Consider the following 26,000-nt stretch of genomic DNA (forward strand, 5'->3'; position numbering starts at 1 on the left):
CCCCCCTGTGGGAGCGGGCTTGCTCGCGAATGCGGTGAATCAGTCAGCATTAATTTTGAATGGCAGACCGTATTCGCGAGCAAGCCCGCTCCCACAGGGATTGGCGGTGCGTTCGGGTCAGTAGTGATACCACTTTACCTCAAGCATCACTTCGTTCTCGGCCGACGCCAGATGGCTGAACTCCCGTTGGGCGCTCAAGCGCAGTCCGAGATTGCGGGAGATTTCCCATTGCTGATTCAAGCTCAGGCTGCGGCGCACTTCACCATTGGTGAAGTAATCGCCCTTGGCTTCGAGGCTTAGATTGCCCAGCGGGTTTTTCCACAGCACCCCACTGTTGAAACCGGCGGCCGGCGCGATGAATTCGGCGAAGTCGTTGTTGTGCTCGACACGCACAGTGCCCAGGACAAATCCGAGCAGGTCCTCGCTCAGTTGCCAGGTTCCACCACCACCGCCGTTGACATGGCTGACCAGGGTTTGGTCATCGTGCTTGCCCGGCACCCGTTCCAGGCCACCTGTGACTTGCCATGACAGCGGTTGCAGCAATTCGTTACGCGGGGTCAGGGAGCGAATGGTTGCCAGGTCCAGTTGCTGCACCTGCCAGTCATTGCCTTCGTACTGGCGCAGTTTCAATTGCAGGATCTCGATCTGCGCGCCAAGGGGAAAGCTTTCGCTGTTGTCGTTGAGGTCGTGATAAGCCATGCGCAAGCCGTACTCGCCAAAGGCCTTGTCTCCACGGGTGCCGAGACCGAGCTGCCAGGTGCGCGACTCGTGACCGTCTTCAGGCAAGCCGGGTTGCGGGATAGTCAGTTCCGGCGCGGGATTCTGGTTGATCGCCCGCAGCAGTTCGAAGCTGCGCTGGGCGCGGGCCGGATCGCGTTCCTGGCCGTTGGCGCGATAGCGCTCCAGGCGGTAGGCGGCATCGATGATCAGCGCCTGGCGGTCGCGGGGCTGAGCCTTGAATGTCGGATCCTGCAATTGATTCTGGTCGGCGCTGACTTTCAGCACCCATTGCTGCTCTTCAGGGTTCAACGGCTCGGCGCGACTGAGCAACTCGCGCTCTCGGGACGGGCGATACTGGATCGATTCCACCAGCCCGGCCGCTTTCACGGCCTTGACGGTGTCGGTGGGGATGGCCGTGAGCGGGAATTGCTCGGTCAGGCGCAGGCCCGGGCGAGCCACTTGCAGCAGTTCCAGTAAGCGGTATGAGCAGTTTTCGTCGAAGAAGAAATAGTCGAATTTGATCTGTTTCAGCTCCCAGACGTGCTCGACCATGCGCGCGGTTTCCTGTGGGGTCAGGTTAAGGCGGTATTCCCACAGGTCGCGGTTTTCCAGGCTGCGGTATTCCGAGAGCTTTTCCTGATAGGGCACCATCGCGAACAGGCCGGGATAACCGCCCATCAGGCCTTTCCAGGCATAGATGATGCTGTTGTCCGAGCCCTCGATGTAGGCGCCGAAGTTGATCGCGTAACTGAGCAGCGAAGTCTTGTCGCTCTTCACTTCAGCCTGGTCGATGCGCAGCAGGGTATGGCCGAACATCGAGGATGGGCTGTTCAGGTAAGCTGCCGGGAAGATCATCACCGCGCTGTCGGGCGAGACGTCCTTGAACCATTGTTTGAACGCTGCGCAGTCCGGCGTTGGCAGACCGCTCAGGTCGAGTTGTTCCTTGAGCCAGCGGGTGCGGGCCGGGTAGACGCATTGCGCGTGCTGTTCACCGGCACTGGCCGGGGCATACAAGGCTTGTACAGTCGCCGCCAGTTCATGGTCCGGATGTTCATTGCCATCGGCGGCGAGGAAGAATTTTCGGTCGCTGACATAGCTGCGCCAGCCGCCGAGCTTGGCGGTTTCGTAATGGCCCAGGGATATCCAGAAAGGGTCGTTGGCCAGTTGCTGCAAGCGTTGTGGATCGATGTGAGGCGCGGCGGACAGTGGGGCGCAGACACACAGCGCCAGCCAGGCAAGGCGTTTGAACATAGATGGCAACTTAATCGATAGAAACTGAGCCCCGACCAGGATAGTGCCAGTCAGTCAAACCCATTCCATGTGGGAGCGGGCTTGCTCGCGAAAGCGGTGGGTCAGTCAACATCATCGTCAATTGATACACCGCATTCGCGAGCAAGCCCGCTCCCACAGGTTTTGCGTGTTGACTTACCGACGCTCCCAAAGAGGGGCAGGTCCAAAAAATAAAACCCGCTTCCCGAAAGAAGCGGGGCGGGTCGAGCTTAAGCTTGAGTTGCGTACTTGGCCAGACGAGGGTCGGCCTTGAGCACGGCCAGGGTGTTGGTATGCACATCTTCAGCCGTCACGTCAGCCTTGCTGAAGATCTGCTGGAAGTGCTCGTGAGTGACAGCGGCGAAGTGCGCACGGTCTTCCGGCGCTACGCCCAGTACCACGGCATAGGTGGTCAGCGCTTCGCCCTGACCCTTGGCCATGTCTTCAGACAGCTCGTTCATCATGCCGTTCATGGCAAACCAGGATTTGCCGCCGTAGGTCAGCGACGCGTTGGTTGCGCAACCGTTGGTGCCGGATGTCATGCCGAAGGTTGCGTTGCCGGAAGTGCCGTTGGTGGTGGATGCCAGGAAGTGAGCCGGAGTACCACGCTGGCCTTCGAACAGCATGTTGCCCCAACCGCAATCCGGGCCGCCTGGCGCCTGAGCCATGGCGTTGATGGATACAGCGGTGAAGAGAGTACCAAGAAGAATCCGTTTCATAGCTTTGTTCTCTTTATGTGCATACCAATTTGACAGGGGGTTCTGGCCCGTCTGGTGCCAGTGGGCCGGTCATTAGTCCAGCCGCGCAGTTTGGAGTTTAGGCACGATCGCGGGGTTCCGTGATTTTTTGCAAAAACAATCGTCGCAAACAGTGATTTGGCGCGGCTCTACGTCGGGGTTTCGGCTTGTCTATGCTTTGGCCTGCGGCGCTCCTTGCCAGTCGGGCATGGGCAGCGCCAGAATGCTGCCATCTGCCCCGCCTGATTGTTAAGGAAGCCCGATGCCTGATCCTGTTGCTGCCAGCTTGCGTCTAGCGCCCGAAGCGCTGACCCGTCCGTTTTCCGCTGAACAGTTCAGCTTCTCTACCACCAATGATCTGGAGCCCTTTCGCGGTGTGCTTGGCCAGGAACGTGCGGTCGAAGCCTTGCAGTTCGGCGTGGCCATGCCACGCCCCGGTTACAACGTATTCGTCATGGGCGAACCCGGGACTGGCCGGTTCTCGTTCGTCAAACGCTACCTCAAGGCCGAAGGCAAGCGCCTGCAGACTCCGGCGGACTGGGTCTACGTCAACAATTTCGATGAGCCGCGCGAGCCGCGCGCACTGGAACTGCCTTCGGGCACCGCCGGAGCCTTCATCGGTGACATCAACGGCTTGATCGACAACCTGCTGGCGACGTTTCCGGCTGTCTTCGAGCATCCGTCCTACCAACAGAAAAAAAGTGGCATCGACCGCGCCTTCAACCAGCGCTACGACAAGGCTCTGGACGTCATCGAGCGTCTGGCGCTGGAGAAAGACGTCGCGCTCTACCGCGACGCCAGCAATATCGCCTTCACCCCGATGGGCGATGGCAAGGCGTTGGACGAAGCTGAGTTCGCCCAGTTGCCGGAAGCCGAGCGCGAGCGCTTTCACGAAGATATTTCGGCCCTGGAGGAGCGCCTCAACGAAGAGCTCGCCAGCCTGCCGCAATGGAAGCGTGAGTCGAGCAACCAGTTGCGTCATCTGAACGAAGAAACCATCACTCTGGCCTTGCAGCCCTTGTTGTCGCCATTGTCGGAGAAGTACGCCGAGAACGCGGCGGTTTGCGGCTATCTGCAAGCCATGCAGGTGTATTTGCTCAAGACCGTGGTCGAGCAACTGGTGGACGACAGCAAGACCGACGCAGTCGCCCGCAAGTTGCTGGAAGAACAATACGCGCCGAGCCTGGTGGTCGGTCACTCGGCCAGCGGCGGTGCGCCGGTGGTGTTCGAGCCGCACCCGACCTACGAAAACCTCTTCGGTCGTATCGAGTACAGCACCGACCAGGGCGCGCTGTACACCACCTACCGCCAACTGCGGCCGGGGGCCTTGCACCGGGCCAACGGTGGTTTCCTGATCCTTGAAGCGGACAAAATGCTCAGCGAGCCATTCGTGTGGGACGCGCTGAAACGCGCCCTGCAATCGCGCAAGCTGAAAATGGAATCACCGCTGGGCGAGCTGGGTCGTCTGGCCACCGTGACCCTGACACCGCAACACATTCCGCTGCAGGTCAAAGTCGTCATCATCGGTGCCCGTCAGCTGTATTACACGCTGCAGGACCTCGATCCGGACTTCCAGGAGATGTTCCGCGTCCTGGTGGATTTCGACGAGGACATCCCGATGGTCGACGAGAGCCTGGAGCAGTTCGCCCAGTTGCTCAAAACCCGTACTTCCGAAGAAGGCATGGCACCGCTGACCGCCGATGCGGTGGCGCGTCTGGCGACTTACAGCGCCCGCCTGGCCGAGCACCAGGGGCGCTTGTCGGCGCGTATCGGTGACTTGTTCCAGCTGGTCAGCGAGGCCGATTTCATCCGCCACCTGGCCGGTGATGAAATGACCGACGCCGGGCACATCGAACGGGCACTCAAGGCCAAGGCCACGCGAACCGGGCGGGTTTCGGCACGGATTCTCGACGACATGCTGGCCGGGATCATCCTGATCGACACCGATGGCGCAGCAGTCGGCAAGTGCAACGGCTTGACCGTGCTGGAGGTCGGCGACTCGGCTTTCGGTGTGCCGGCGCGGATTTCCGCCACGGTGTACCCGGGTGGCAGTGGTATTGTCGACATCGAGCGCGAAGTCAACCTCGGCCAGCCGATCCACTCCAAGGGCGTGATGATCCTCACGGGGTATCTGGGCAGTCGTTACGCCCAGGAATTCCCGCTGGCGATTTCCGCAAGCATCGCCCTGGAGCAATCCTACGGTTATGTCGATGGCGACAGCGCGTCCCTGGGCGAGGCCTGCACCCTGATCTCGGCCTTGTCGAAAACCCCGCTCAAACAGTGCTTTGCCATCACCGGTTCGATCAACCAGTTCGGCGAAGTGCAGGCGGTGGGTGGGGTCAACGAGAAGATCGAGGGCTTCTTCCGTCTGTGCGAAGCCCGCGGGTTGACTGGCGAGCAGGGGGCAATCATTCCGCACGCCAACGTTGCCACGCTGATGCTCGACGAGAAGGTGCTGGCGGCGGTGCGTGCGGGGCAGTTCCATGTCTATGCGGTCCGTCAGGCCGACGAAGCCTTGAGTTTGCTGGTCGGCGAGCCGGCCGGTGAACCGGACGAAAATGGCGAGTTCCCTGAAGGCAGCGTGAACGCGCGGGTCGTGGAACGCTTGCGGGTTATCGCGGAAATGATCAGCGAGGATGATCTCAAGGAAGCCGAGAAGGAGTTGGCGCAGGAGGCATTGGCGGAAACCAAGCCTGCGTGATGCAACGACCCATGTGGGAGCGGGCTTGCTCGCGAAGGCGGCCTATCAGCCAACATAAATGTTGAATGAAAAGTCGCCTTCGCGAGCAAGCCCGCTTCCACATTTGTTTGTGTGAACACCGGAGGGCGCCGTCGAAATGACGTCAATATTCACACTATGACCATTCGGCGCCTTTCGGTCTTGCCTCGGCCTGCAAGCCAGACTTTTCTTCTATTCTCTGCTCAAGGATATCGACAGTAATCACAGGATCGAAACAGCCTTCACATGGGGGCTGAATACCGGATCTACCGAGGGTCGCCGCCATGTCGCGCAACCTCTGCCTCACCCGTCAATGCCTGGGCCTTGTGACCCGTATCGAGTGTGCCATCCGTCCGTTGGCGGGAGACACGGGCATGTGGACTCTGCTGTTCGCCGCCGGAATGGCCGGTGAACAACCTTCGGCCATCAAGGCCCAAGGCCCGTTTCATGGCCCGATCGCTGCTGAATCAATCCTCGACACCATCGTTGAAAGCCTGACCTTGCACGGCTACGAGTTGGCCGACGATCCGCAAATCTGGTGCCTGCACCTGCAAGCCCAATTGCGGGAAATCAACGGTGGTCGCTGCCGTAACCTGGGCGGCTTCGAGTTTCACCCTGAGCACTGAGTCGCACTATTGATCAAGGCGTGTCATATCGGCCTTGTCGAGTTTGACCTCGAAACCATATTGCACGGTGGCGAGGTCAGTGCGCTGATAGGTTTCCAGGCGCGTAGGCTGCCCGTAGAAGTAATGCACGGCAAATTGCGCCCGGCCTTGTGCGCTCGCGCCATGGCTGACCGATAGAATCTCCTTCAAGTAATTGCCGCTGTCGTCCTTGGCGAAAAAGCGCCAGTCCTGGGCGGGAAATGCCTTCAGATTCACCACCAGCGCATTGTCCTTGAGTTCAAGGCCTTTGGGCAGTTTACGGGCATCGACGGTTTTTTGCTCGATCGTGGCCAGGAACAGTGGCATCGAGCCTACTGCATAGGCCGGCGTTTCCGGAAACAGATTCAGATCGTAGGTGATGGTGCCGCGCAGTGGATCGATCTGGTAGGCCTCGGGTGGCAGCTCGATCGGTTCGTCGCGTTTGCCACGCGTGTCTTCGGTAAAGAAACTCACCGGGCTTTCACCGGGGTTGAGCGATGTGCCCAGCAGTTCATCGTTGAAGCTGCGCAAATGGGTGAATTCGATTCGAGCAGCGCTGGGGTCGTCGACCGACTGGCTGATGCTGACGTTCTTTTTCAGTTGATCCTCGCTCAGCGTTGCCCCTTTCAGCCAGGTGGCCGCCTGGTCGTCATAGACCACCACGGGCAGGTTCAAGGGCTGAATGCCCTTGTCCGGGGTCTCGGCATCGAAGCGCCGGACCGGCAGATCGAGGTCCTTGCGAGTGACCGTGGCGGCGGAAAAATCCAGCATGCTGACTTCGAGGGTTTCGATCGTCCCGTTGAAATACACCTTCGAATAGCGTCGGGTCTGCCGTTTCTCAAAGGCGCGTTGTTCTTCGTCGAGTTGCTTTTCCAGCGTCTCGCTCCAGCTCTTTTGTTGCTGCATCTTGGCCAGTTGCTGCCGATAGAAGGCAATTTGTGCCGCGGTTTCGTTGATCGAGCCTGCGCGCGTGATGTATTGCCCGGTGCTGTCCCTGGCCTGGACGATCAACGGGTTCAGTGGTGTTTCACTGACTTCAGGCGCCAGCGGCGCACTGTTGTTGTATTCGATTTCCGCGTAGTTGTTCGTCAGTGTGAGCAAGGTGACGCTCAGGTTGTCATTGGTGCGGGTCTGGCCGATGTCCTTTTTTGTCAGGTCGAAACTGTAGAGCCGGCGGGGCGCGATGACTTCGACCTTACCCTGCAGGCTCACCGGCTGCGGCTGCTTTTTTTTGTCGATGTCGAGGCCTTCGATGAAGGGGTAGGCCACGGTCAGGTCATCGGGGTTGGTCAGGTTGGAACTCGATGGACTGAGTTGAATGCCAGGGTCGGTTTCCGACCATTCCGGCTGGAAGGCAATGACCCGTTTATTGCTCAGGGTGACGGACTGCCATTCCAGGCCGTGGGGAAACAAAAACGCGGCAGGAACGCTGAACGTGAAGGGAAACACCGGTTGCAGATCGGTCAGGTAGTCGGAACTGGAATCTTTTTGCAGCACAAACAACCCGTTGATGTAGGTGTCGACCAGGGCTTGCGGGGTCGGGTAGTGCTTGAGCATGGCAAGGGCGTCTTCGCCGTATTCGGTTTCCACCGGTTTGCTGTCGAGCTTGAGTTGCGCGCGCTCGAGCAGCAGCAGTGAACCGCCCAGCTCCGACACGGCGTCCTTGAGCTTCGGATCCTGGATGGCGTCCAGCGACTTTTCGAACTGCGCGGTTTTTTCTTCGAGGCTGACCTGGCGTTTTTCATCGCTGGGTGAGCAGCCACTTAGCAGCAGTGCCAGGCAAATTCCGGCACTCGTCAAAGGCAATCGCACATCCATTTCCAGTCTTCCTGTCCAATATCACTGAGCGTTCAATGATTTGGACACTAGCAGAAAAACCTTGATACACAGGCGCAGGTGGCGGATTTTTCGACGTTTTCTGGCAGCTTCTGGATAGGGGCAGGCGACTGATATACTCGCCGCCATTTACAGTCCACATGTGAGATTCAATGGAACGCTTTATCGAAAATGCAATGTACGCCTCGCGCTGGCTGCTGGCGCCGATCTATTTCGGCCTGTCCCTCGGGCTGTTGGCGCTGGCACTGAAATTCTTCCAGGAAGTCTTCCACGTCATCCCGAACGTGTTCTCGATGGCCGAATCGGACTTGATCCTTGTGCTGCTGTCATTGATCGACATGGCGCTGGTGGGCGGTTTGCTGGTGATGGTGATGATTTCCGGCTACGAGAACTTCGTCTCGCAACTGGACATCGACGACAGCAAGGAAAAGCTCAACTGGCTCGGCACCATGGACTCTTCGTCACTGAAGATGAAGGTGGCCGCGTCGATCGTGGCAATCTCGTCCATTCACCTGCTGCGCATCTTCATGGACGCCAAGAACGTCGACCCCGAGCATCTGCAGTGGTATGTGATCATCCACATGACCTTCGTGGTCTCGGCATTCGCCATGGGTTACCTGGATAAAGTCACCAAGCACTGATCCGGTCAGGCTCCCTTGTGGCGAGGGAGCTTGCTCCCGCTGGATTGCGAAGCGATCCCGCTTTTTTTGAGGCTGCTGCGCTGCCCGGCGCGAGCAAGCTCGCTCGCCACAACCTCTCGCGATAACAGACAAACGGTCCGGCTAGTGGCTTGTGCTTTGATGCACCGAAGCCTATCCCTGTAAGTATGTTGGCTCGCCATTGCGTGAGGTGCGTACATGAACCTGCAAGAGTTGAATGCCTATGCCGTCGCCGGGAAGGTCGATGAGCTGAACCTGATCTCCATGGAAGGTGGCATCTACCTGCTGGAAGCACGAATGCATGGCGCGGCGTATCCCTTGAACGATATGCACGGGCACACGATGAGCCTGCGTTCGGTGGAGCATGCCCGTGATGTGCTGCGCTCCTTTCCGAAGCTGCACTTCAACCTTGTGCACACTGTCGTGCATGACGAAATGTGCGGGCTGGTTGCCGATGTGCAGGATACGCTGAAGGTGCCGATCGCCTGACGTCCCTCATCAATGGCATGTCATCTGTGCTAGTCTGCTGGCCCTTTTGGTTCCGGGCGCTCCGGGACGCGCTGTGCACGCACGGCAAGTTCCAGGCCGTCCGCACAGCGGAGCAGTGTCATGTCCGAAGTAAATCTGTCCACCGACGAAACCCGCGTCAGCTACGGTATTGGCCGTCAGCTGGGCGACCAACTGCGTGACAACCCGCCACCGGGTGTCAGCCTCGACGCGATCCTGGCAGGTCTGACCGATGCATTCGCCGGCAAGCCAAGCCGTGTGGGTCAGGAAGAAATGTCCGCCAGCTTCAAGGTCATCCGTGAAATCATGCAGGCCGAAGCTGCAGCCAAGGCTGAAGCGGCCGCTGGCGAGGGCCTGGCTTTCCTGGCTGAAAACGCCAAGCGTGAAGGCATCACCACTCTGGCTTCCGGCCTGCAGTTCGAAGTTCTGACCGCTGGCGAAGGCGCCAAGCCATCCCGTGAAGACACCGTGCGTACTCATTACCACGGCACCCTGATCGACGGCACTGTGTTCGACAGCTCCTACGAGCGCGGCCAGCCTGCAGAATTCCCGGTTGGTGGCGTGATCGCCGGCTGGACCGAAGCCCTGCAACTGATGAACGCCGGCAGCAAATGGCGCCTGTACGTGCCGAGCGAACTGGCTTACGGCGCTCAAGGCGTTGGCGGCATCCCGCCGCACAGCGTACTGGTGTTCGACGTCGAGCTGCTTGACGTTCTGTAAGACCTGGCCCGATATGGCGTCGGGCTAATGTGGGAGCTAGCTTGCTCGCGATGGCGGTGTGTCAGTCAATGTATCTGTGATGGAACATCCGCTATCGCGAGCAAGCTCGCTCCCACAGTTTTTTACGGTGATTCATAGTTCGATCTTGTGGTGCAGTTCACTGTGCGGGCGCAACGCCCGAGCATAGCAGAACAGAAACAGATTGCGCACCAGTTCCTTGAGCACCACCGGCTCGCTTGAGCTCAGGCCGCTGACGTCCAGGTCACCCTGGTCCTGCAGCTCGTTCAAGGCTTCTTCTTCCAGTACGGCACAGACTTCCCCGGTTTCCCGATGCAGGATCCTGAGGTAAGGGTGTGGGCGGTCCAGCCAGGCATCGATCAAATAAGTCATATTCTCATCTCCACTGAGGGTTTTATGAGAATAATTCCTATTCAATAAATAGCAAGGGCCTATTGGCGGTTTGCGCTTTTTCCTGGGTAAAGATTGCTTCAGGTCAAAAGGACTGGCGTCTGGCTATTGCGGGGATTTACCGGGTGAAGCGGGGGAGGGAGTTCCATCCCGTGCCGGGCGCGGGATGGATAACAGCAGGCTCAGACTTTTCTGACGAATTCGGACTTGAGTTTCATCGGGCCGATGCCGTCGATCTTGCAATCGATGTCGTGATCGCCATCGCACAGGCGGATGTTCTTGACCTTGGTGCCGACCTTGACCACCAGGGACGTACCCTTGACCTTGAGGTCCTTGATCACGGTGATGGTATCGCCGTCCTGCAGGACATTGCCGACCGAATCCTTTTTCACTGTGTCATCGGACGCCGCTTCGGCTTCACCGCTGGCGGACCATTCGTGGGCGCACTCGGGGCAGATCAGTTGGGTGCCGTCTTCGTAGGTGTATTCGGAATTGCATTTTGGGCAGGGTGGCAGCGTGCTCACTAAGGCTCCTTGGATTCAGGATCGCTAAAAAGCGCACATTGTATAGGGTTTTTGACGGAAGAGGACACGGCGCAGGAAAACCTGTGGGGAACATACCTGTGGGAGCGAGCTTGCTCGCGATGGCGTCCTTTCAGTCAACAACAATGTTGAATGTAAGTGCCTAATCGCGAGCAAGCTCGCTCCCACAGGGTTTTGCAGTATTGTCAGTGCGTACGGGCTACCGCGAACTCACTCAGTTCAACCAGCGCATCGCGGTATTCGCTGGCGGGCAGCGCTTCGAGGCACTTGATCGCGCGGGCCACATAATCGCGGGCCAGTTGCGCGGTGTACTCCAGCGAACCCGAGGCTTCCACGGCTTCGCGGATGCTTTCCAGATCTTCGATTCCGCCTTTCTGGATCGCCTTGCGCACCAGGGCGGCCTGTTCCGGCGTACCTTCGCGCATGGTGTAGATCAGCGGCAGGGTCGGCTTGCCTTCGGCCAGATCGTCACCGACGTTCTTGCCCAGGGTCTCGGCGTCGCCTTTGTAGTCAAGCAGGTCGTCGACCAGCTGGAAGGCCACCCCCAGGTGATCGCCGAATGTACGCAGGGCTTCGGCCTGTTCCGGCGTGGCTTCGCAGAGGGCGGCGGCACTGTGGGTCGAGGCTTCGAAGAGCATCGCGGTCTTGCCGCGGATGACTTCCATGTAGGTTTCTTCGGTGGTGCTGGCGTCACGCACCTTCGACAGCTGCAACACTTCGCCTTCGGCGATGATGCGCGTGGCTTGCGAAAGGATCTTCATCACTGGCATGGAACCCAGTTCGACCATCATTTCGAAGGAGCGCGAATACAGGAAGTCACCGACCAGCACGCTTGGCGCGTTGCCCCACATGGCGTTGGCGGTCGAGCGGCCACGACGCATGCCGGACATGTCAACCACGTCGTCATGCAGGAGGGTGGCGGTGTGCAGGAACTCGATGGTGGCGGCCAACAGGCGCAGTTCGTCGCCTTCACGGCCCAAGGCCTTGCCGCACAGCAGCACCAATAAAGGACGCAGGCGTTTGCCGCCGGCCGAGGTGATGTAATCGCCGATTTTCGATACAAGCGGCACGCGCGAAGTCAGCTGCTTCTTGATGATGCCGTCGACGGCGCTAAAATCGTCCGCCACCGCGCGGTAGAAAGCTTGGGGTTGCATCAGCGACAGTCGCTCCAGAAGGGTTGCGCGGCATGCTAGGACCCACGCCAGCAGGTGTCAAGGCGCGATGGACGGCCCCTTGCAAGGCTGGCGTGGCTTGCGTACAATCGCGCACCCTGAACTTCCTGGGCAGCACCTGCCTTACGCAATTGCAAGCGGGCCTTCCAGCCCCATGCAGCCATGCCAGCCAATACCTCTTCTTATAAAGAGCTGGGTGAGCAGGATTATCGGAGAAATACCATGTCTTATGCAGTAATCGTTACTGGCGGCAAGCAGTACAAAGTCGCCCCAGGTGAATACCTGAAGATCGAAAAACTGGAAATCGCTACCGGCGAATCCGTTACCTTTGATCGCGTTCTGTTGGTTGCCAACGGTGACGACGTGAATATCGGCGCTCCAGTTGTTGCTGGCGCTACCGTTGTGGCTGAAGTGATCTCCCAAGGTCGTCACGATAAAGTCCGCATCATCAAGTTCCGTCGCCGTAAGCACCACATGAAGCGTATGGGCCACCGCCAGTGGTACACCGAGATCAAAATCACCGGTATTCAGGCTTAATTTCAGCCTAATTCCTCACTAGGAGAATTGAACTCATGGCACACAAAAAAGCTGGTGGTAGTACCCGTAACGGTCGCGACTCAGAAGCCAAACGCCTTGGCGTGAAGATGTATGGCGGCCAGGCTATCAAAGCAGGCAACATCATCGTGCGTCAGCGCGGTACCCAATTCCACGCTGGCTACGGCGTTGGCATGGGTAAAGATCACACCCTCTTCGCTAAAGTCGAAGGCGTGATCAAGTTCGAAGTAAAAGGCGCCTTCGGTCGTCGTTACGTGAGCGTAGTCGCAGCTTAATTGCGCGATCGCTGGAAAAGCCCTGTCTCGCGACGGGGCTTTTTCGTTTGTGGGGTGAGTCTCTTGCAAAGCTGTTTGTATGGGCTGTCGGCGTACGATGTAGGTGTCGTGGTTTGGGGTCGCTGCGCTCATTTTTGCAAGAGTCTTATGTCTTGATTGTTTTTCGGCTCGTCCGTATGGCGAGAGGCGTTTGTTATGAAGTTTGTTGATGAAGTATCGATTCGAGTAAAGGCCGGTGACGGCGGCAATGGCTGCATGAGTTTCCGTCGCGAAAAGTTCATCGAAAACGGCGGTCCGAACGGTGGTGATGGTGGTGACGGCGGTTCCATCTACATGATGGCCGACGAAAACCTCAACACCCTGGTGGACTACCGTTACACCCGGCACTTCGATGCCGAGCGTGGTTCCAACGGCGGCAGCACCGACTGCACCGGCAAGAAGGGCGAAGATCTGATCCTGCGTGTGCCTGTTGGTACCACGGTGATCGACTCTGCCACTCAGGAAGTGATCGGCGACCTGACCAAGGCTGGCCAGAAGTTGTTGGTGGCACACGGCGGCTGGCACGGCTTGGGCAACACCCGTTTCAAATCCAGTACCAACCGTGCGCCACGCCAGACTACGCCAGGCAAGCCGGGCGAGCAGCGTGACCTGAAGCTGGAAATGAAAGTACTGGCGGACGTGGGTCTGCTGGGCTTGCCGAATGCTGGCAAAAGTACCTTTATTCGTTCGGTGTCGGCCGCCAAGCCGAAAGTCGCCGACTATCCGTTCACCACGCTGGTGCCGAACCTGGGTGTGGTCAGTGTCGATCGCTGGAAGAGCTTCGTGGTTGCGGACATTCCGGGTCTGATCGAGGGTGCTTCCGATGGCGCGGGCCTGGGGATTCGCTTCCTCAAGCACTTGTCGCGTACTCGCCTGCTGTTGCATCTCGTCGACATGGCGCCGCTGGATGAAACCAGTGCCCCGGACGCCGCTGAAGTCATTGTCAGCGAGCTGACCAAGTTCAGCCCGTCCCTGGCGGAGCGTGATCGCTGGTTGATCCTGAACAAGTGCGACCAGATTCTTGATGAGGAGCACGATGCCCGCGTCAAGGAGATCGTCGATCGCCTGGAGTGGACCGGTCCGGTCTACGTGATCTCGGCAATTGCCAAGCAGAACACCGAGCGCCTGTGCCACGACATCATGCGTTACCTGGAAGATCGTGCCGATCGCCTGGCCAACGATCCTGCCTACAAGGAAGAACTGGCCGAGCTCGATCAGCGCATCGAAGATGAAGCTCGTGCCCAGTTGCAGGCGCTGGACGATCAGCGTGCACTGCGTCGCAGCGGCGTGAAGTCGGTCCACGACATCGGCGACGATGATTGGGACGAAGAAGATGTGGATGACGAAGACGGTCCGGAAATCATTTACGTGCGTGACTGATTCGTTGCGATAAACTTAAGCGCCGCTCAATCGAGCGGCGTTTTAGTATCTGTAAATCGTTGGTCGCAAATAGCCACGAATAACGTCACGGGCAGCGCTGGGTCGCGCTGTCCTCAAGCTAAGGTTGAAGATGATGCGGAGCAAGGTGACAGGTGCGCAGCGTTGGGTCGTGAAGATCGGCAGCGCTTTGCTGACGGCGGACGGCAAAGGCCTGGATCGCGCGGCAATGGGTGTCTGGGTTGAGCAGATGGTGGCCTTGCATGAGGCGGGTGTCGAGCTGGTGCTGGTGTCCTCCGGGGCGGTGGCGGCCGGTATGAGCCGCTTGGGCTGGACTTCGCGACCCAGTGCGATGCACGAGCTTCAGGCCGCTGCTGCAATCGGCCAGATGGGGCTGGTGCAGGCCTGGGAGTCGAGCTTTGCCGAGCATGGTCGGCATACCGCGCAGATTCTCCTGACCCACGACGACCTGTCCGACCGCAAGCGCTACCTGAACGCCCGCAGTACCTTGCGCGCATTGGTCGAGCTCAAGGTCATTCCGGTCATCAACGAGAATGACACCGTGGTCACCGACGAAATCCGTTTCGGCGACAACGACACCCTGGCGGCGCTGGTGGCGAACCTGGTCGAGGCTGACTTGCTGGTGATCCTGACGGATCGCGATGGCATGTTCGACGCCGATCCGCGCAACAATCCGGATGCCCAGCTGATTTACGAAGCGCGTGCCGATGATCCGGCGCTCGATGCGGTGGCGGGCGGTACGGGCGGGGCGCTGGGGCGTGGTGGCATGCAGACCAAGCTGCGCGCGGCGCGCCTGGCGGCCCGTTCCGGTGCTCACACCATCATCGTCGGTGGGCGGCTTGAGCGTGTCCTGGATCGCCTCAAGGCGGGCGAGCGCATCGGCACCTTGCTCTCGCCGGAGCGCGGCATGCTGGCGGCACGCAAGCAGTGGCTGGCCGGTCATCTGCAAACCCGTGGCACTCTGGTGCTGGATGCCGGCGCGGTGACCGCGTTGTCCCAGGGCAACAAGAGTTTGCTGCCGGTCGGGGTCAAATTGGTGCAGGGCAGCTTCCGTCGCGGCGAGATGGTGGTTTGCGTGGCGCCGGACGGTCGTGAGATTGCCCGCGGCCTGGCCAACTACAGCGCGCTGGAAGCGCAAAAAATCATCGGTCAGTCGTCCGAGGCGATTGTCGGTCTGCTGGGTTACATGGCGGAGCCGGAACTGGTTCACCGCGATAACCTGATCCTGGTCTGAAGGAATACCCGAATGCGCGTGGCAAAAGGATTGTTGGGATTGCTGTTGGCGATGCCGCTGCTGGTTTCGGCCGAGGAAATCGGTCAGGTGTCGACGGTGTTCAAGTTCGTCGGGCCAAATGACCGGATCGTGGTCGAGGCCTTTGATGATCCCAAGGTCGAGGGTGTGACCTGCTATCTGTCGCGCGCCAAGACGGGCGGGGTCAAGGGGGGGCTTGGGTTAGCCGAAGATCGTGCCGAGGCGTCCATCGCTTGCCGGCAGGTCGGGCCGATCAGCTTCAAGGGGGAGCTCAAGGATGGCGATGAGGTATTCAAGGAGCGCACGTCCCTGGTGTTCAAGACCATGCAGGTGGTGCGCTTTCTCGACAAAAAGCGCAATACGCTGGTGTATCTGGTGTACAGCGATCGCTTGATCGAGGGTAGTCCGCAGAATGCGGTGACGGCGATTCCGATTCTGCCGTGGGCGCACGCCCAATAATCTGACGCAAAACAAACTGTGGGAGCGGGCTTGCTCGCGAATGCGATTTAACATTCAGCATTGAGGTGGCTGAAAGTGCGCATTCGCGAGCAAGCCCGTTCCCACATTTTTTTGCGGTGCCTGCTAAATCACAGGCATTAAAAAACCGACCCTGAGGTCGGTTTTTTAATGAGCGTGTCGCTTAGGCAGCAGCGGCAACGTTCAGGGCCTTGACGTGGCCATTCAGGCGGCTCTTATGACGAGCGGCCTTGTTCTTGTGGATGATGCCTTTATCGGCCATACGGTCGATAACTGGCACAGCCAGAACGTAAGCGGCTTGAGCTTTGGCAGCGTCTTTTGCGTCGATGGCCTTAACTACATTCTTGATGTAGGTACGAACCATGGAACGCAGGCTGGCGTTGTGGCTGCGACGCTTCTCAGCCTGTTTTGCACGTTTTTTGGCGGAAGGTGAGTTGGCCACCGTCGAGCTCCTCGAAAGACTTTTTAGGAAATAGCAAACAAAATAGGCCGCGAATCATGCCGATGAGTTGAAGTCTTGTCAAGGGCGCTTGAAACGTTCCGCTAAGTGGTAGGCGTGGTGCGACGGGATATTTCTTTCCGGCGTGTGACCTGTAAACTCGCGAGCTTTGGCTCTGTGCTGTTGCGGCGCGGAGTATCGCACAAGTAGGCGCGTAGTTCGCCTGCTGTTTATCGACAGGCACAAACTCTTTCCATGAATCTGCTCAAATCGTTGGCCGCCGTCAGCTCTATCACGATGCTTTCCCGGATTCTGGGATTTGTCCGAGACACCCTCATCGCGCGCACATTTGGCGCAGGAATGGCGACTGACGCCTTCTTTATCGCCTTCAAATTGCCCAATCTGCTGCGGCGAATCTTTGCCGAGGGGGCGTTTTCCCAGGCGTTCGTGCCGATTCTTGCCGAATATAAAAGCCAGAAGGGCGAAGAGGCGACACGTACCTTCATCGCCTACGTTTCGGGCCTGCTGACGCTGGTACTGGCGCTGGTCACGGTGTTGGGCATGATCGCCGCGCCATGGGTCATCTGGGTCACCGCGCCGGGTTTCACCGACACACCGGAAAAATTCGAACTGACCTCCAGTCTGTTGCGGGTGACCTTTCCCTACATCCTGCTGATTTCCCTGTCGTCGTTGGCCGGTGCGATCCTCAATACCTGGAACAGATTTTCGGTACCGGCCTTCGTGCCGACTCTGCTGAACGTCAGCATGATCATCTTTTCGGTGTTTTTGACGCCGTACTTCGATCCGCCCGTCATGGCGCTCGGCTGGGCGGTACTGGTCGGCGGCCTGGCACAGTTGCTCTATCAGTTACCGCACCTGAAAAAGATCGGCATGCTCGTACTGCCGCGCCTGAACTTGCGGGACAGTGGTGTGTGGCGTGTCATGAAACAAATGTTGCCGGCCATTCTCGGTGTCTCGGTGAGCCAGATTTCGCTGATCATCAACACGATCTTCGCGTCTTTCCTGGTGGCCGGTTCCGTGTCGTGGATGTATTACGCCGACCGTTTGATGGAGCTGCCGTCCGGGGTGTTGGGCGTGGCGCTGGGGACGATTCTGCTGCCGACCCTGGCCAAGACCTACGCCAGCAAGGATCGTCACGAATATTCGCGCATCCTCGATTGGGGCCTGCGTCTATGTTTCGTGCTGGTATTGCCTTGCGCCCTGGCGCTGGGGATTCTGGCCGAACCGCTGACGGTTTCCCTGTTCCAGTATGGTCAGTTCGATGCCCATGATGCGGCCATGACCCAGCGTGCGTTGATCGCCTATTCCGTCGGATTGCTCGGAATTATCGTGATTAAAGTGTTGGCGCCGGGCTTTTATGCGCAACAAAACATCCGCACGCCGGTGAAAATCGCAATTTTCACGCTGGTCGTCACTCAGTTGTTCAACCTGTTGCTGATTGGTCCTCTGGCTCACGCGGGCCTGGCGCTCGCCATCAGCGCCGGCGCCTGCCTCAATGCGGGGCTGCTCTTCTATCAGCTGCGTAAACAGCAGATGTACCAGCCGCAACCGGGCTGGGCAAAGTTCGGCTTCAAGCTGGTGATTGCGGTGGCGGTAATGTCTGGCGTTTTGCTGGCCGGGATGCATTTCATGCCGGCCTGGGGTGAGGGGCAGATGCTTGAGCGTTTCCTGCGTCTGGGTGCTTTGGTCGTTGCCGGTGTGGTGGCCTATTTCGGCATGTTAGTGTTGATGGGCTTCCGTTTGCGCGACTTCAATCGCAAGACGCTGGGCTGAGGTTCCGGCCTCGATAAACACGGGCGGGCCGGCGGTTTTGTCGGCTCGATCACTTTGGGTTACGGTGTTGCCTGTCGTCGGCCGCCGGGTGTGGTTATAATCGACCACTTTATGAGCAAGAAGCGCGTTATGCAGCTGGTTCGAGGCCTCCACAATCTGCGCCCCCAGCATCGGGGCTGTGTCGCCACTATTGGCAACTTTGACGGTGTACACCGTGGCCACCAGGCTATCCTGGCGCGGCTGCGTGAGCGTGCGCTCGAGTTGGGCGTGCCCAGTTGCGTGGTGATTTTCGAGCCGCAACCGCGCGAGTTCTTCGCGCCGGAGACCGCACCGGCCCGTCTGGCCCGTCTGCGGGACAAGCTGCAATTGTTGGCCGCCGAAGGCGTCGACCGCGTTCTGTGCCTGGCTTTCAACCAGCGCCTGAGCAAACTCAGCGCCAGCGAGTTCGTCGATACCATTCTGGTCGATGGCCTGGGTGTCCAGCACCTGGAGGTCGGTGATGACTTCCGTTTCGGTTGTGACCGCGCGGGAGATTTCGATTTCCTGCTTCAAGCCGGCATCCTTCAGGGATTTACCGTCGAAGCGGCGCAAACCGTCGAGCTGGATGGCATCCGGGTCAGCAGCACGCAGGTCCGCAATGCCTTGGCTGCCGCGGATTTCGCCCTGGCCGAACGGCTCCTCGGGCGGCCGTACCGGATCGCCGGTCGCGTATTGCATGGCCAGAAGCTTGCTCGGCAGTTGGGTACGCCCACGGCCAACATACAACTCAAGCGCCGTCGCGTACCGTTTACCGGGGTTTACCTGGTGGACGTCGAGATCGATGGCAAGACCTGGCCCGGCGTCGCCAATATCGGCGTGCGGCCCACGGTTCAAGGTGATGGCAAAGCCCACCTGGAAGTGCATCTTTTAGATTTTGCCGGCGATCTGTATGACCGGCGTTTAACGGTGGTTTTCCACCACAAGCTGCGTGAAGAGCAGCGTTTCGCCTCTCTGGAGGCACTGAAAACGGCGATCAGCGCGGATGTCGCCGCCGCCCGTGCACTAGCCGCACCTAGCGCCCATCGCTAATGAAGAGCCTTAAATGACCGACTATAAAGCCACGCTAAACCTTCCGGACACCGCCTTCCCAATGAAGGCCGGCCTGCCACAGCGCGAACCGCAGATCCTGCAGCGCTGGGACAGTATTGGCCTGTACGGAAAGTTGCGCGAAATTGGCAAGGATCGTCCGAAGTTCGTATTGCACGACGGCCCTCCGTACGCCAACGGCACGATTCACATCGGTCATGCGCTGAACAAGATTCTCAAGGACATGATCATCCGCTCGAAGACCCTGTCGGGCTTCGACGCGCCTTATGTCCCGGGCTGGGACTGCCACGGCCTGCCGATCGAGCACAAGGTCGAAGTGACCCACGGCAAGAACCTGGGCGCGGACAAGACCCGCGAACTGTGCCGCGCCTATGCCACCGAGCAGATCGAAGGGCAGAAATCCGAGTTCATCCGTCTGGGCGTGCTGGGCGACTTCGCCAACCCGTACAAGACCATGGACTTCAAGAACGAGGCCGGGGAAATCCGTGCCCTGGCTGAAATCGTCAAGGGCGGTTTCGTGTTCAAAGGCTTGAAGCCCGTGAACTGGTGCTTCGACTGCGGTTCGGCCCTGGCTGAAGCGGAAGTCGAGTACGAGAACAAAAAGTCCTCGACCATCGACGTGGCCTTCCCGATTGCCGACGAAGCCAAGCTGGCTGCCGCCTTCGGTCTGCCTGCCCTGGGCAAACCGGCCTCGATCGTGATCTGGACCACCACCCCGTGGACCATCCCGGCCAACCAGGCGTTGAACGTCCACCCGGAATTCAACTACGCCCTGGTCGACGTCGGCGACAAGCTGCTGGTGCTGGCTGAAGAGCTGGTCGAGTCGTGCCTGGCGCGCTACTCGCTGGAAGGTTCGGTGATCGCTACCGCTGCTGGATCGGCGCTGGAACTGATCAACTTCCGTCACCCGTTCTACGACCGCCTGTCGCCGGTATACCTGGCCGACTACGTCGAACTGGGCGCCGGTACTGGCGTGGTTCACTCCGCACCGGCTTACGGCGTGGACGACTTCGTGACCTGCAAGAAGTACGGCATGGTCAACGATGACATCCTCAACCCGGTACAAAGCAACGGCGTGTACGTACCTTCGCTGGAGTTCTTCGGCGGCCAGTTCATCTGGAAGGCCAACCCGGCCATCGTCGACAAATTGACCGAAGTCGGTGCGCTGCTGCACACCACCGTCATCGAACACAGCTACATGCACTGCTGGCGCCACAAGACCCCGCTGATCTACCGCGCCACCGCGCAGTGGTTCATCGGCATGGACAAGCAGCCGACCACTGGCGACACCCTGCGCCAGCGCTCGCTCAAGGCCATTGAAGATACCCAGTTCGTCCCGGCCTGGGGCCAGGCGCGCCTGCACTCGATGATCGCCAACCGTCCGGACTGGTGCATTTCCCGTCAGCGTAACTGGGGCGTGCCGATCCCGTTCTTCCTGAACAAGGAAAGCGGCGAGCTGCACCCACGTACCGTCGAACTGATGGAAGAAGTTGCCAAGCGCGTCGAAGTCGAAGGCATCGAAGCCTGGTTCAAACTGGACGCCGCCGAGCTGCTGGGCGCCGAAGCGCCGCAGTACGACAAGATCAGCGATACCCTGGACGTCTGGTTCGATTCGGGCACCACGCACTGGCACGTCCTGCGCGGTTCGCACCCGATGGGCCACGAGACCGGCCCGCGCGCCGACCTGTACCTGGAAGGTTCGGACCAACACCGCGGCTGGTTCCACTCGTCGCTGCTGACCGGTTGCGCCATCGACAACCACGCGCCGTACCGCGAACTGCTGACCCACGGTTTCACCGTCGACGAGTCCGGCCGCAAGATGTCCAAGTCCCTGGGCAACGTGATCGCGCCGCAGAAAGTCAACGACACCCTGGGCGCCGACATCATGCGCCTGTGGGTTGCCTCGACCGATTACTCGGGTGAAATGGCCGTTTCCGAGCAGATCCTGCAACGCAGTGCGGACGCCTACCGGCGTATCCGTAACACCGCGCGCTTCCTGCTGTCGAACCTGACCGGTTTCAACCCGGCCACCGACCTGCTGCCGGCCGAAGAAATGCTGGCGCTGGACCGTTGGGCCGTGGATCGCACCCTGCTGCTGCAGCGTGAGCTGCAAGAGCATTACAGCGAATACCGCTTCTGGAACGTGTACTCGAAGATCCACAACTTCTGCGTGCAGGAACTGGGTGGCTTCTATCTCGACATCATCAAGGATCGCCAGTACACCACTGGTGCCGACAGCAAGGCCCGCCGTTCGTGCCAGACCGCGCTGTTCCACATCTCCGAAGCGCTGGTGCGCTGGATCGCGCCGATCCTGGCGTTCACCGCCGACGAACTGTGGCAGTACCTGCCGGGCGAGCGTAACGAGTCCGTCATGCTCAACACCTGGTACGAAGGCCTGAGCGAACTGCCGGAAGGCTTCGAGTTGGGTCGCGCCTACTGGGACCGCATCATGGAAGTGAAGGTCGCGGTCAACAAAGAGATGGAAATCCAGCGTGCAGCCAAGGCTGTCGGTGGCAACCTGCAAGCCGAAGTGACGCTGTTCGCCGAAGACGCGCTGACTGCCGACCTGGCCAAGCTGAGCAACGAACTGCGTTTCGTGCTGATCACCTCGACTGCCAGCGTTGCACCGTTTGTGAAGGCGCCAGAGGACGCGGTCGTTACTGAAGTCAGCGGCCTGAAGCTGAAGATCGTCAAGTCGGCCCACGCCAAATGCGCCCGTTGCTGGCACTGCCGCGAAGACGTCGGCGTGAACCCGGAGCATCCGGAAATCTGCGGTCGTTGCGTGGACAACATCAGCGGCGCTGGCGAGGTCCGTCACTATGCCTAATGCCGTTGGCCGTTTCGGACGGCTGAGCTGGCTCTGGTTGAGTTTGCTGGTCCTGGTCATCGACCAGGCCAGCAAGTTCTACTTCGAAGGCAAGCTCCAGATGTACCAGCAGATTGTGATCATTCCCGATTACTTCAGTTGGACCCTGGCCTACAACACTGGCGCGGCATTCAGCTTCCTGGCTGACAGCTCCGGTTGGCAGCGCTGGCTGTTCGCCTTGATCGCAGTCGTGGTCAGTGCGGTGCTGGTGGTGTGGCTCAAGCGTCTGGGGCGCAACGAGACCTGGCTGGCGGTTGCGCTGGCGCTGGTGCTCGGCGGCGCGCTGGGCAATCTGTATGACCGCATTGCCTTGGGCCATGTGATCGATTTCATTCTGGTGCATTGGCAGAACCGCTGGTATTTCCCGGCGTTCAACTTTGCCGACAGTGCAATCACGGTAGGTGCTGTCATGCTGGCACTGGATATGTTCAAAAGTAAAAAGACCGGAGAAACCGTTCATGACTGAACAGGTATTGGCTGAGCAACGCATCGGCCAGAACACGGAAGTCACCTTGCATTTCGCATTGCGCCTGGAGAATGGCGACACGGTGGACAGCACCTTCGACAAAGCCCCGGCGACCTTCAAGGTCGGTGACGGCAACCTGTTGCCAGGTTTCGAAGCAGCCCTGTTCGGTTTCAAGGCCGGTGACAAGCGTACACTGAGCATCGAGCCGGAAAACGCGTTCGGCCAGCCGAACCCGCAAAACGTGCAGATCATTCCGCGCTCGCAGTTTGCAGACATGGAACTGTCGCCGGGTTTGCTGGTGATCTTCAACGATGCAGCCAATACTGAACTGCCGGGCGTGGTGAAAGAGTTCGACGACGCGCAAGTGACCATCGACTTCAACCACCCGCTGGCGGGCAAGACGCTGACCTTTGACGTGGAAATCATTTCCGTCAAAGCATTGTAAAAGTGTGGGAGCGGCTTGCTCGCGAAAGCGGTGTGTCAGACGACATAAATGTTGAATGTCAGTCAGCATTCGCGAGCAAGCCCGCTCCCACACTTAACCCTCGCTGTTCTTGAACACGGTGTTCGACGAACGGCAGGGCATTACCATTTTTCGCGCGCAAGACACGAGGCACAGCATGCAAATCAAACTCGCCAACCCCCGTGGCTTCTGTGCCGGTGTGGACCGGGCGATCGAAATCGTCAACCGCGCCCTGGAAGTCTTCGGGCCGCCGATCTACGTACGCCATGAAGTGGTCCACAACAAATTTGTCGTCGAAGACCTGCGCTCCCGTGGTGCGATCTTCGTCGAAGAGCTGGATCAGGTGCCGGACGACGTCATTGTGATCTTCAGTGCACACGGCGTTTCCCAGGCCGTGCGCAGCGAAGCGGCTGGCCGCGGGCTGAAGGTGTTCGATGCCACGTGCCCACTGGTGACCAAGGTCCACATCGAAGTGGCTCGCTACAGTCGTGACGGCCGAGAGTGCATTCTCATCGGGCACGCCGGTCACCCGGAAGTCGAAGGCACCATGGGCCAGTACGATGCCAGCAGCGGTGGCGCGATCTATCTGGTCGAAGACGAGAAAGATGTCGCGGCGTTGCAGGTGAACAACCCTGAAAAGCTCGCCTTCGTGACCCAGACCACCTTGTCGATGGACGATACCAGTCGTGTTATCGACGCCCTGCGTTCGCGCTTCCCGGCTATCGGCGGACCGCGCAAGGACGACATTTGCTACGCCACGCAAAACCGTCAGGACGCGGTCAAGCAACTGGCCGACGAGTGTGATGTGGTGCTGGTGGTCGGCAGCCCGAACAGTTCCAACTCCAATCGCTTGCGCGAGCTGGCAGAGCGCATGTCCACTCCGGCCTACCTGATCGACGGTGCCGAAGACCTGCAAAAGAGCTGGTTCGACGGCGTCGAGCGTATCGGCATCACTGCTGGCGCATCCGCCCCGGAAGTCCTGGTGCGCGGCGTGATCCAGCAGTTGCAGGCCTGGGGTGCCACCGGTGCCGATGAGCTGGCCGGTCGCGAGGAGAACATCACGTTCTCGATGCCTAAAGAACTGCGCGTTCGCTCGTTGCTCTGAATTCAGTCCTTTTCTCGCATAACGCCTGCTCAACCTTGTCGTTGCGCAGGCTGACGCGACCGGTCCGTGCCAACACCACTTGATGTCGGCTTACCTGCTCGCGAGCGGCGCAAATGTATAACGTTCCTCCAATCAGTGCTTCGCCCTGACCTTTGAATCGTATTGAGCTTTCGACCGAACCGTTCCCTGCAATCGACACGCGTGCGCCGCTCTGGCGTTCGGCCAACAGTGGATTGTCGCTGTCCATCTGCCCCTTGCCGCTGATATCCAGGATCATCCGCCAGCCTTGGCTCCAGTCGCCGTTGATGCCGTGAATCACCACGGCCTGGTTGCGGACGATGGCTTCGCTCCGGGCGGTGCGAATACCACTGAAAAGAGCCTGCGCCGCTTGCTGTCTTTGGTTCGACTCGATCAGCGTTGCGAACGCCGGAGTAACCAGAAGCAGAACAATTCCTGTAATTGCCAGTCCCATGAGCAGTTCGATCAGGCTGAAGCCGTGTTGTCGCATGATGTTTCCCTCCGTGGCGTGCTGTGGCTCGCGCAATCCGTGCGCGAGAAATGGCAACGCACAGCATCGTTCGAACGTTGTGCTGCGCAACAGCAGGTATAGCCGAAGGAAACAGAAGGGCCCGATGGAGCATCGTACAAAAGGTTTCACGCTGATCGAGTTGCTGATCGCGCTCGCGATTCTTCTGATCCTGCTGACTATGGCCGTCCCGGCGTTTACCCGCTCGACGCAAACAACCAGGGTTGATACCGAAATCGCGGACCTGCAGCGAACTTTGAATGTTGCTCGGCTCGAAGCCATCGATCGGGGCAATACCACGCGGGTGCGGCCGACAGCTGGCGGGAATGTCTGGAGTGGGGAGCTGGCGATTTACGACGGTACTGGCGCTTTGGCCAATGTATTGCGGGTTGTTCCGGCGATGAGCAACGGCGCAACTCTGGCGCTAACCTCTGGCGTCACTGCTATCGATTTCAACAGTCTGGGCGGATTGTCATCGCCGTCCTCGGAGGTGGTGATCAGCTATGGGCGGGGAGCACAAAGCAGGACGCTGACAGTGTGTTTGAACGGACGAATTCTATTGGGTGGACGTTGCGGATGAGGGCAGGGATGCAAGGCTCGCAGGAGGGCATGACGCTGGTCGAAGTCCTGGTGGCGTTAGTCATTCTGGGAGTGGGGTTGCTGGGCGCAGCGGCGTTTCAGCTTAATGCGCTGAAGTACACGGACAGCGCGCGCATGACCAGTCAGGCCAGTTTTATCGCTTACGACATGCTGGACCGCATTCGCGCCAACGCCGCTGCGGACTACACCATTGCGCCTCCGGCTTCGGGCAATCCAGACGTTGCCCGGGATCAGGACCTCTTTGACTTCAATGCCAACATTGTCAGCTCACTCGGCGCCACCGCGACCGGCAGGGTCACCGTCAACCAGCATGTGTACACCATCACGATCAACTGGGACGACTCACGGGCCGCGAAGACTGCTGAATCGCGGCGCAGCTTCGTCCTGACCAGCCGCACAGCCGTCGATCCGGGGGCGACCCCATGACTCGTTGCAGCAAAGGCTTCGGCCTGGTCGAGCTGCTGATCGCCCTGGCATTGAGCCTTATCGTGGTGCTCGGCGTGGTGCAGGTTTTCATCGCGGCCAAGAACACCTATCTCAGTCAGAATGCGGCCGCGAACATGCAGGAGGATGCACGTTTCGTGTTGAGCAAAATGATTAAGGAAATCCGCATGGTCGGGATGTTCGGTTGTCTGGAAACGATCACTGATTCAAGTGAGAAAGGTGATTTCCATGCCAGTCGTACAACGCCGATTCGTTGGGACAACGGCGGCCGCCAGTTGACGC

General features: G+C 59.3%; 27 protein-coding genes and 1 pseudogene. 20 read left to right on the forward strand and 8 right to left on the reverse strand.

What is annotated here, in order from left to right; genetic code table 11:
- Positions 1-117 precede the first annotated feature (117 nt).
- A complete protein-coding gene (locus tag PMI26_RS25485; RefSeq protein ID WP_007970899.1) occupies positions 118-1,971 on the reverse strand; it encodes a DUF7840 domain-containing protein in 1,854 nt (617 codons plus the stop codon).
- Between the two features lie 24 nt (positions 1,972-1,995).
- Between PMI26_RS25485 and PMI26_RS31780 the strand changes: the two are divergent.
- Positions 1,996-2,133, forward strand: a pseudogene (locus PMI26_RS31780) (metal ABC transporter ATP-binding protein); the annotation flags it as partial.
- An 86-nt stretch (positions 2,134-2,219) separates the two neighbouring features.
- Here PMI26_RS31780 and PMI26_RS25480 read toward each other — a convergent pair.
- The gene (locus PMI26_RS25480) at positions 2,220-2,708 is read right to left on the reverse strand and encodes a DUF3015 domain-containing protein (RefSeq protein ID WP_007970900.1); all 489 of its coding nucleotides are present in this window, start codon (positions 2,706-2,708) and stop codon (positions 2,220-2,222) included.
- A gap of 280 nt (positions 2,709-2,988) precedes the next feature.
- On the opposite strand from PMI26_RS25480, the gene PMI26_RS25475 reads away from it, so the two are divergent.
- Together PMI26_RS25475 and PMI26_RS25470 are read left to right on the forward strand one after the other, a co-directional pair.
- Positions 2,989-5,427 carry a Lon protease family protein gene (locus tag PMI26_RS25475; protein ID WP_007970901.1) on the forward strand — a complete coding sequence of 813 codons (2,439 nt, stop codon included), beginning with the start codon at positions 2,989-2,991 and terminating at the stop codon, positions 5,425-5,427.
- Positions 5,428-5,729: 302 nt separating this feature from the next.
- Positions 5,730-6,071: a PA4575 family protein gene (locus PMI26_RS25470; protein ID WP_007970902.1), complete on the forward strand. Its 342-nt coding sequence runs from the start codon at positions 5,730-5,732 to the stop codon at positions 6,069-6,071.
- Positions 6,072-6,077: 6 nt separating this feature from the next.
- Here the strand turns inward: PMI26_RS25470 and PMI26_RS25465 are convergent, their stop codons facing one another.
- Positions 6,078-7,907: a hypothetical protein gene (locus tag PMI26_RS25465; RefSeq protein WP_007970903.1), complete on the reverse strand. Its 1,830-nt coding sequence runs from the start codon at positions 7,905-7,907 to the stop codon at positions 6,078-6,080.
- A gap of 170 nt (positions 7,908-8,077) precedes the next feature.
- Here PMI26_RS25465 and PMI26_RS25460 point away from each other — a divergent pair, with 170 nt between their 5' ends.
- The 3 genes from PMI26_RS25460 (at position 8,078) to PMI26_RS25450 (ending at position 9,811) form a co-directional block, all read left to right on the forward strand.
- Complete coding sequence (locus PMI26_RS25460) at positions 8,078-8,566, forward strand: TIGR00645 family protein (RefSeq protein WP_007970904.1); 489 nt, start codon at positions 8,078-8,080, stop codon at positions 8,564-8,566.
- Positions 8,567-8,782: 216 nt separating this feature from the next.
- Positions 8,783-9,073, forward strand: a complete 291-nt coding sequence (locus PMI26_RS25455) for a DUF6482 family protein (RefSeq protein ID WP_007970906.1) — start codon at positions 8,783-8,785, stop codon at positions 9,071-9,073.
- A gap of 120 nt (positions 9,074-9,193) precedes the next feature.
- Positions 9,194-9,811, forward strand: a complete 618-nt coding sequence (locus tag PMI26_RS25450; RefSeq protein WP_007970907.1) for an FKBP-type peptidyl-prolyl cis-trans isomerase — start codon at positions 9,194-9,196, stop codon at positions 9,809-9,811.
- 132 nt (positions 9,812-9,943) lie between these two features.
- Here the strand turns inward: PMI26_RS25450 and PMI26_RS25445 are convergent, their stop codons facing one another.
- The 3 genes from PMI26_RS25445 to PMI26_RS25435 all read right to left on the reverse strand — a co-directional run bounded on the left by PMI26_RS25445 (position 9,944) and on the right by PMI26_RS25435 (position 11,915).
- Positions 9,944-10,201 (reverse strand): PA4570 family protein, encoded by a 258-nt coding sequence (locus PMI26_RS25445; RefSeq protein WP_007970910.1) that lies wholly within the window; start codon positions 10,199-10,201, stop codon positions 9,944-9,946.
- Positions 10,202-10,401: 200 nt separating this feature from the next.
- Positions 10,402-10,743 carry a zinc ribbon domain-containing protein YjdM gene (locus tag PMI26_RS25440; RefSeq protein WP_007970912.1) on the reverse strand — a complete coding sequence of 114 codons (342 nt, stop codon included), beginning with the start codon at positions 10,741-10,743 and terminating at the stop codon, positions 10,402-10,404.
- 203 nt (positions 10,744-10,946) lie between these two features.
- The gene (locus PMI26_RS25435; RefSeq protein ID WP_007970914.1) at positions 10,947-11,915 is read right to left on the reverse strand and encodes a polyprenyl synthetase family protein; all 969 of its coding nucleotides are present in this window, start codon (positions 11,913-11,915) and stop codon (positions 10,947-10,949) included.
- A gap of 240 nt (positions 11,916-12,155) precedes the next feature.
- On the opposite strand from PMI26_RS25435, the gene rplU reads away from it, so the two are divergent.
- From rplU to PMI26_RS25410, 5 genes are all read left to right on the forward strand, one after another.
- Positions 12,156-12,470 (forward strand): 50S ribosomal protein L21, encoded by a 315-nt coding sequence (gene rplU, locus PMI26_RS25430; protein WP_003176051.1) that lies wholly within the window; start codon positions 12,156-12,158, stop codon positions 12,468-12,470.
- A gap of 35 nt (positions 12,471-12,505) precedes the next feature.
- Positions 12,506-12,763: a 50S ribosomal protein L27 gene (gene rpmA, locus PMI26_RS25425; RefSeq protein ID WP_003281574.1), complete on the forward strand. Its 258-nt coding sequence runs from the start codon at positions 12,506-12,508 to the stop codon at positions 12,761-12,763.
- A 195-nt stretch (positions 12,764-12,958) separates the two neighbouring features.
- Positions 12,959-14,182, forward strand: a complete 1,224-nt coding sequence (cgtA, locus tag PMI26_RS25420; RefSeq protein ID WP_007970919.1) for an Obg family GTPase CgtA — start codon at positions 12,959-12,961, stop codon at positions 14,180-14,182.
- Positions 14,183-14,315: 133 nt separating this feature from the next.
- Positions 14,316-15,434: a glutamate 5-kinase gene (gene proB, locus PMI26_RS25415; RefSeq protein WP_033047437.1), complete on the forward strand. Its 1,119-nt coding sequence runs from the start codon at positions 14,316-14,318 to the stop codon at positions 15,432-15,434.
- A 12-nt stretch (positions 15,435-15,446) separates the two neighbouring features.
- Complete coding sequence (locus PMI26_RS25410; RefSeq protein ID WP_007970921.1) at positions 15,447-15,911, forward strand: CreA family protein; 465 nt, start codon at positions 15,447-15,449, stop codon at positions 15,909-15,911.
- A gap of 181 nt (positions 15,912-16,092) precedes the next feature.
- On the opposite strand, the gene rpsT is transcribed toward PMI26_RS25410, so the two are convergent.
- Positions 16,093-16,371: a 30S ribosomal protein S20 gene (rpsT, locus tag PMI26_RS25405; RefSeq protein ID WP_007970922.1), complete on the reverse strand. Its 279-nt coding sequence runs from the start codon at positions 16,369-16,371 to the stop codon at positions 16,093-16,095.
- Between the two features lie 252 nt (positions 16,372-16,623).
- On the opposite strand from rpsT, the gene murJ reads away from it, so the two are divergent.
- The 6 genes from murJ to ispH all read left to right on the forward strand — a co-directional run bounded on the left by murJ (position 16,624) and on the right by ispH (position 24,148).
- Positions 16,624-18,162 carry a murein biosynthesis integral membrane protein MurJ gene (murJ, locus tag PMI26_RS25400; protein ID WP_007970923.1) on the forward strand — a complete coding sequence of 513 codons (1,539 nt, stop codon included), beginning with the start codon at positions 16,624-16,626 and terminating at the stop codon, positions 18,160-18,162.
- 129 nt (positions 18,163-18,291) lie between these two features.
- Positions 18,292-19,230 carry a bifunctional riboflavin kinase/FAD synthetase gene (gene ribF / locus PMI26_RS25395; RefSeq protein ID WP_007970925.1) on the forward strand — a complete coding sequence of 313 codons (939 nt, stop codon included), beginning with the start codon at positions 18,292-18,294 and terminating at the stop codon, positions 19,228-19,230.
- 13 nt (positions 19,231-19,243) lie between these two features.
- A complete protein-coding gene (gene ileS, locus PMI26_RS25390; RefSeq protein WP_007970927.1) occupies positions 19,244-22,075 on the forward strand; it encodes an isoleucine--tRNA ligase in 2,832 nt (943 codons plus the stop codon).
- Complete coding sequence (gene lspA, locus PMI26_RS25385; RefSeq protein ID WP_007970932.1) at positions 22,068-22,580, forward strand: signal peptidase II; 513 nt, start codon at positions 22,068-22,070, stop codon at positions 22,578-22,580. Before ileS ends, lspA begins: the two co-directional genes overlap by 8 nt.
- A 7-nt stretch (positions 22,581-22,587) precedes the next feature.
- Entirely contained in the window at positions 22,588-23,025 is a 438-nt protein-coding gene (gene fkpB, locus PMI26_RS25380) for an FKBP-type peptidyl-prolyl cis-trans isomerase (protein ID WP_172435717.1), read from the forward strand.
- Positions 23,026-23,200: 175 nt separating this feature from the next.
- The gene (gene ispH, locus PMI26_RS25375) at positions 23,201-24,148 is read left to right on the forward strand and encodes a 4-hydroxy-3-methylbut-2-enyl diphosphate reductase (protein ID WP_007970936.1); all 948 of its coding nucleotides are present in this window, start codon (positions 23,201-23,203) and stop codon (positions 24,146-24,148) included.
- On the opposite strand, the gene PMI26_RS25370 is transcribed toward ispH, so the two are convergent.
- The gene (locus tag PMI26_RS25370; RefSeq protein WP_007970938.1) at positions 24,117-24,656 is read right to left on the reverse strand and encodes a GspH/FimT family pseudopilin; all 540 of its coding nucleotides are present in this window, start codon (positions 24,654-24,656) and stop codon (positions 24,117-24,119) included. The genes ispH and PMI26_RS25370 overlap by 32 nt on opposite strands.
- Positions 24,657-24,780: 124 nt before the next feature.
- On the opposite strand from PMI26_RS25370, the gene PMI26_RS25365 reads away from it, so the two are divergent.
- The 3 genes from PMI26_RS25365 to PMI26_RS25355 all read left to right on the forward strand — a co-directional run.
- Positions 24,781-25,254 (forward strand): GspH/FimT family pseudopilin, encoded by a 474-nt coding sequence (locus PMI26_RS25365; protein WP_007970940.1) that lies wholly within the window; start codon positions 24,781-24,783, stop codon positions 25,252-25,254.
- Positions 25,251-25,700, forward strand: coding sequence for a type IV pilus modification protein PilV (gene pilV, locus PMI26_RS25360; RefSeq protein WP_033047438.1), 450 nt, complete (start codon positions 25,251-25,253; stop codon positions 25,698-25,700). The genes PMI26_RS25365 and pilV overlap by 4 nt, the downstream gene beginning before the upstream one ends.
- Positions 25,697-26,000, forward strand: a 304-nt coding sequence (locus PMI26_RS25355; RefSeq protein WP_007970943.1) for a PilW family protein, incomplete at its 3' end; no start/stop codon positions are given. The genes pilV and PMI26_RS25355, both read left to right, overlap by 4 nt.

This window comes from Pseudomonas sp. GM33 (assembly GCF_000282295.1).
Taxonomy (GTDB): domain Bacteria; phylum Pseudomonadota; class Gammaproteobacteria; order Pseudomonadales; family Pseudomonadaceae; genus Aquipseudomonas; species Aquipseudomonas laurylsulfatiphila.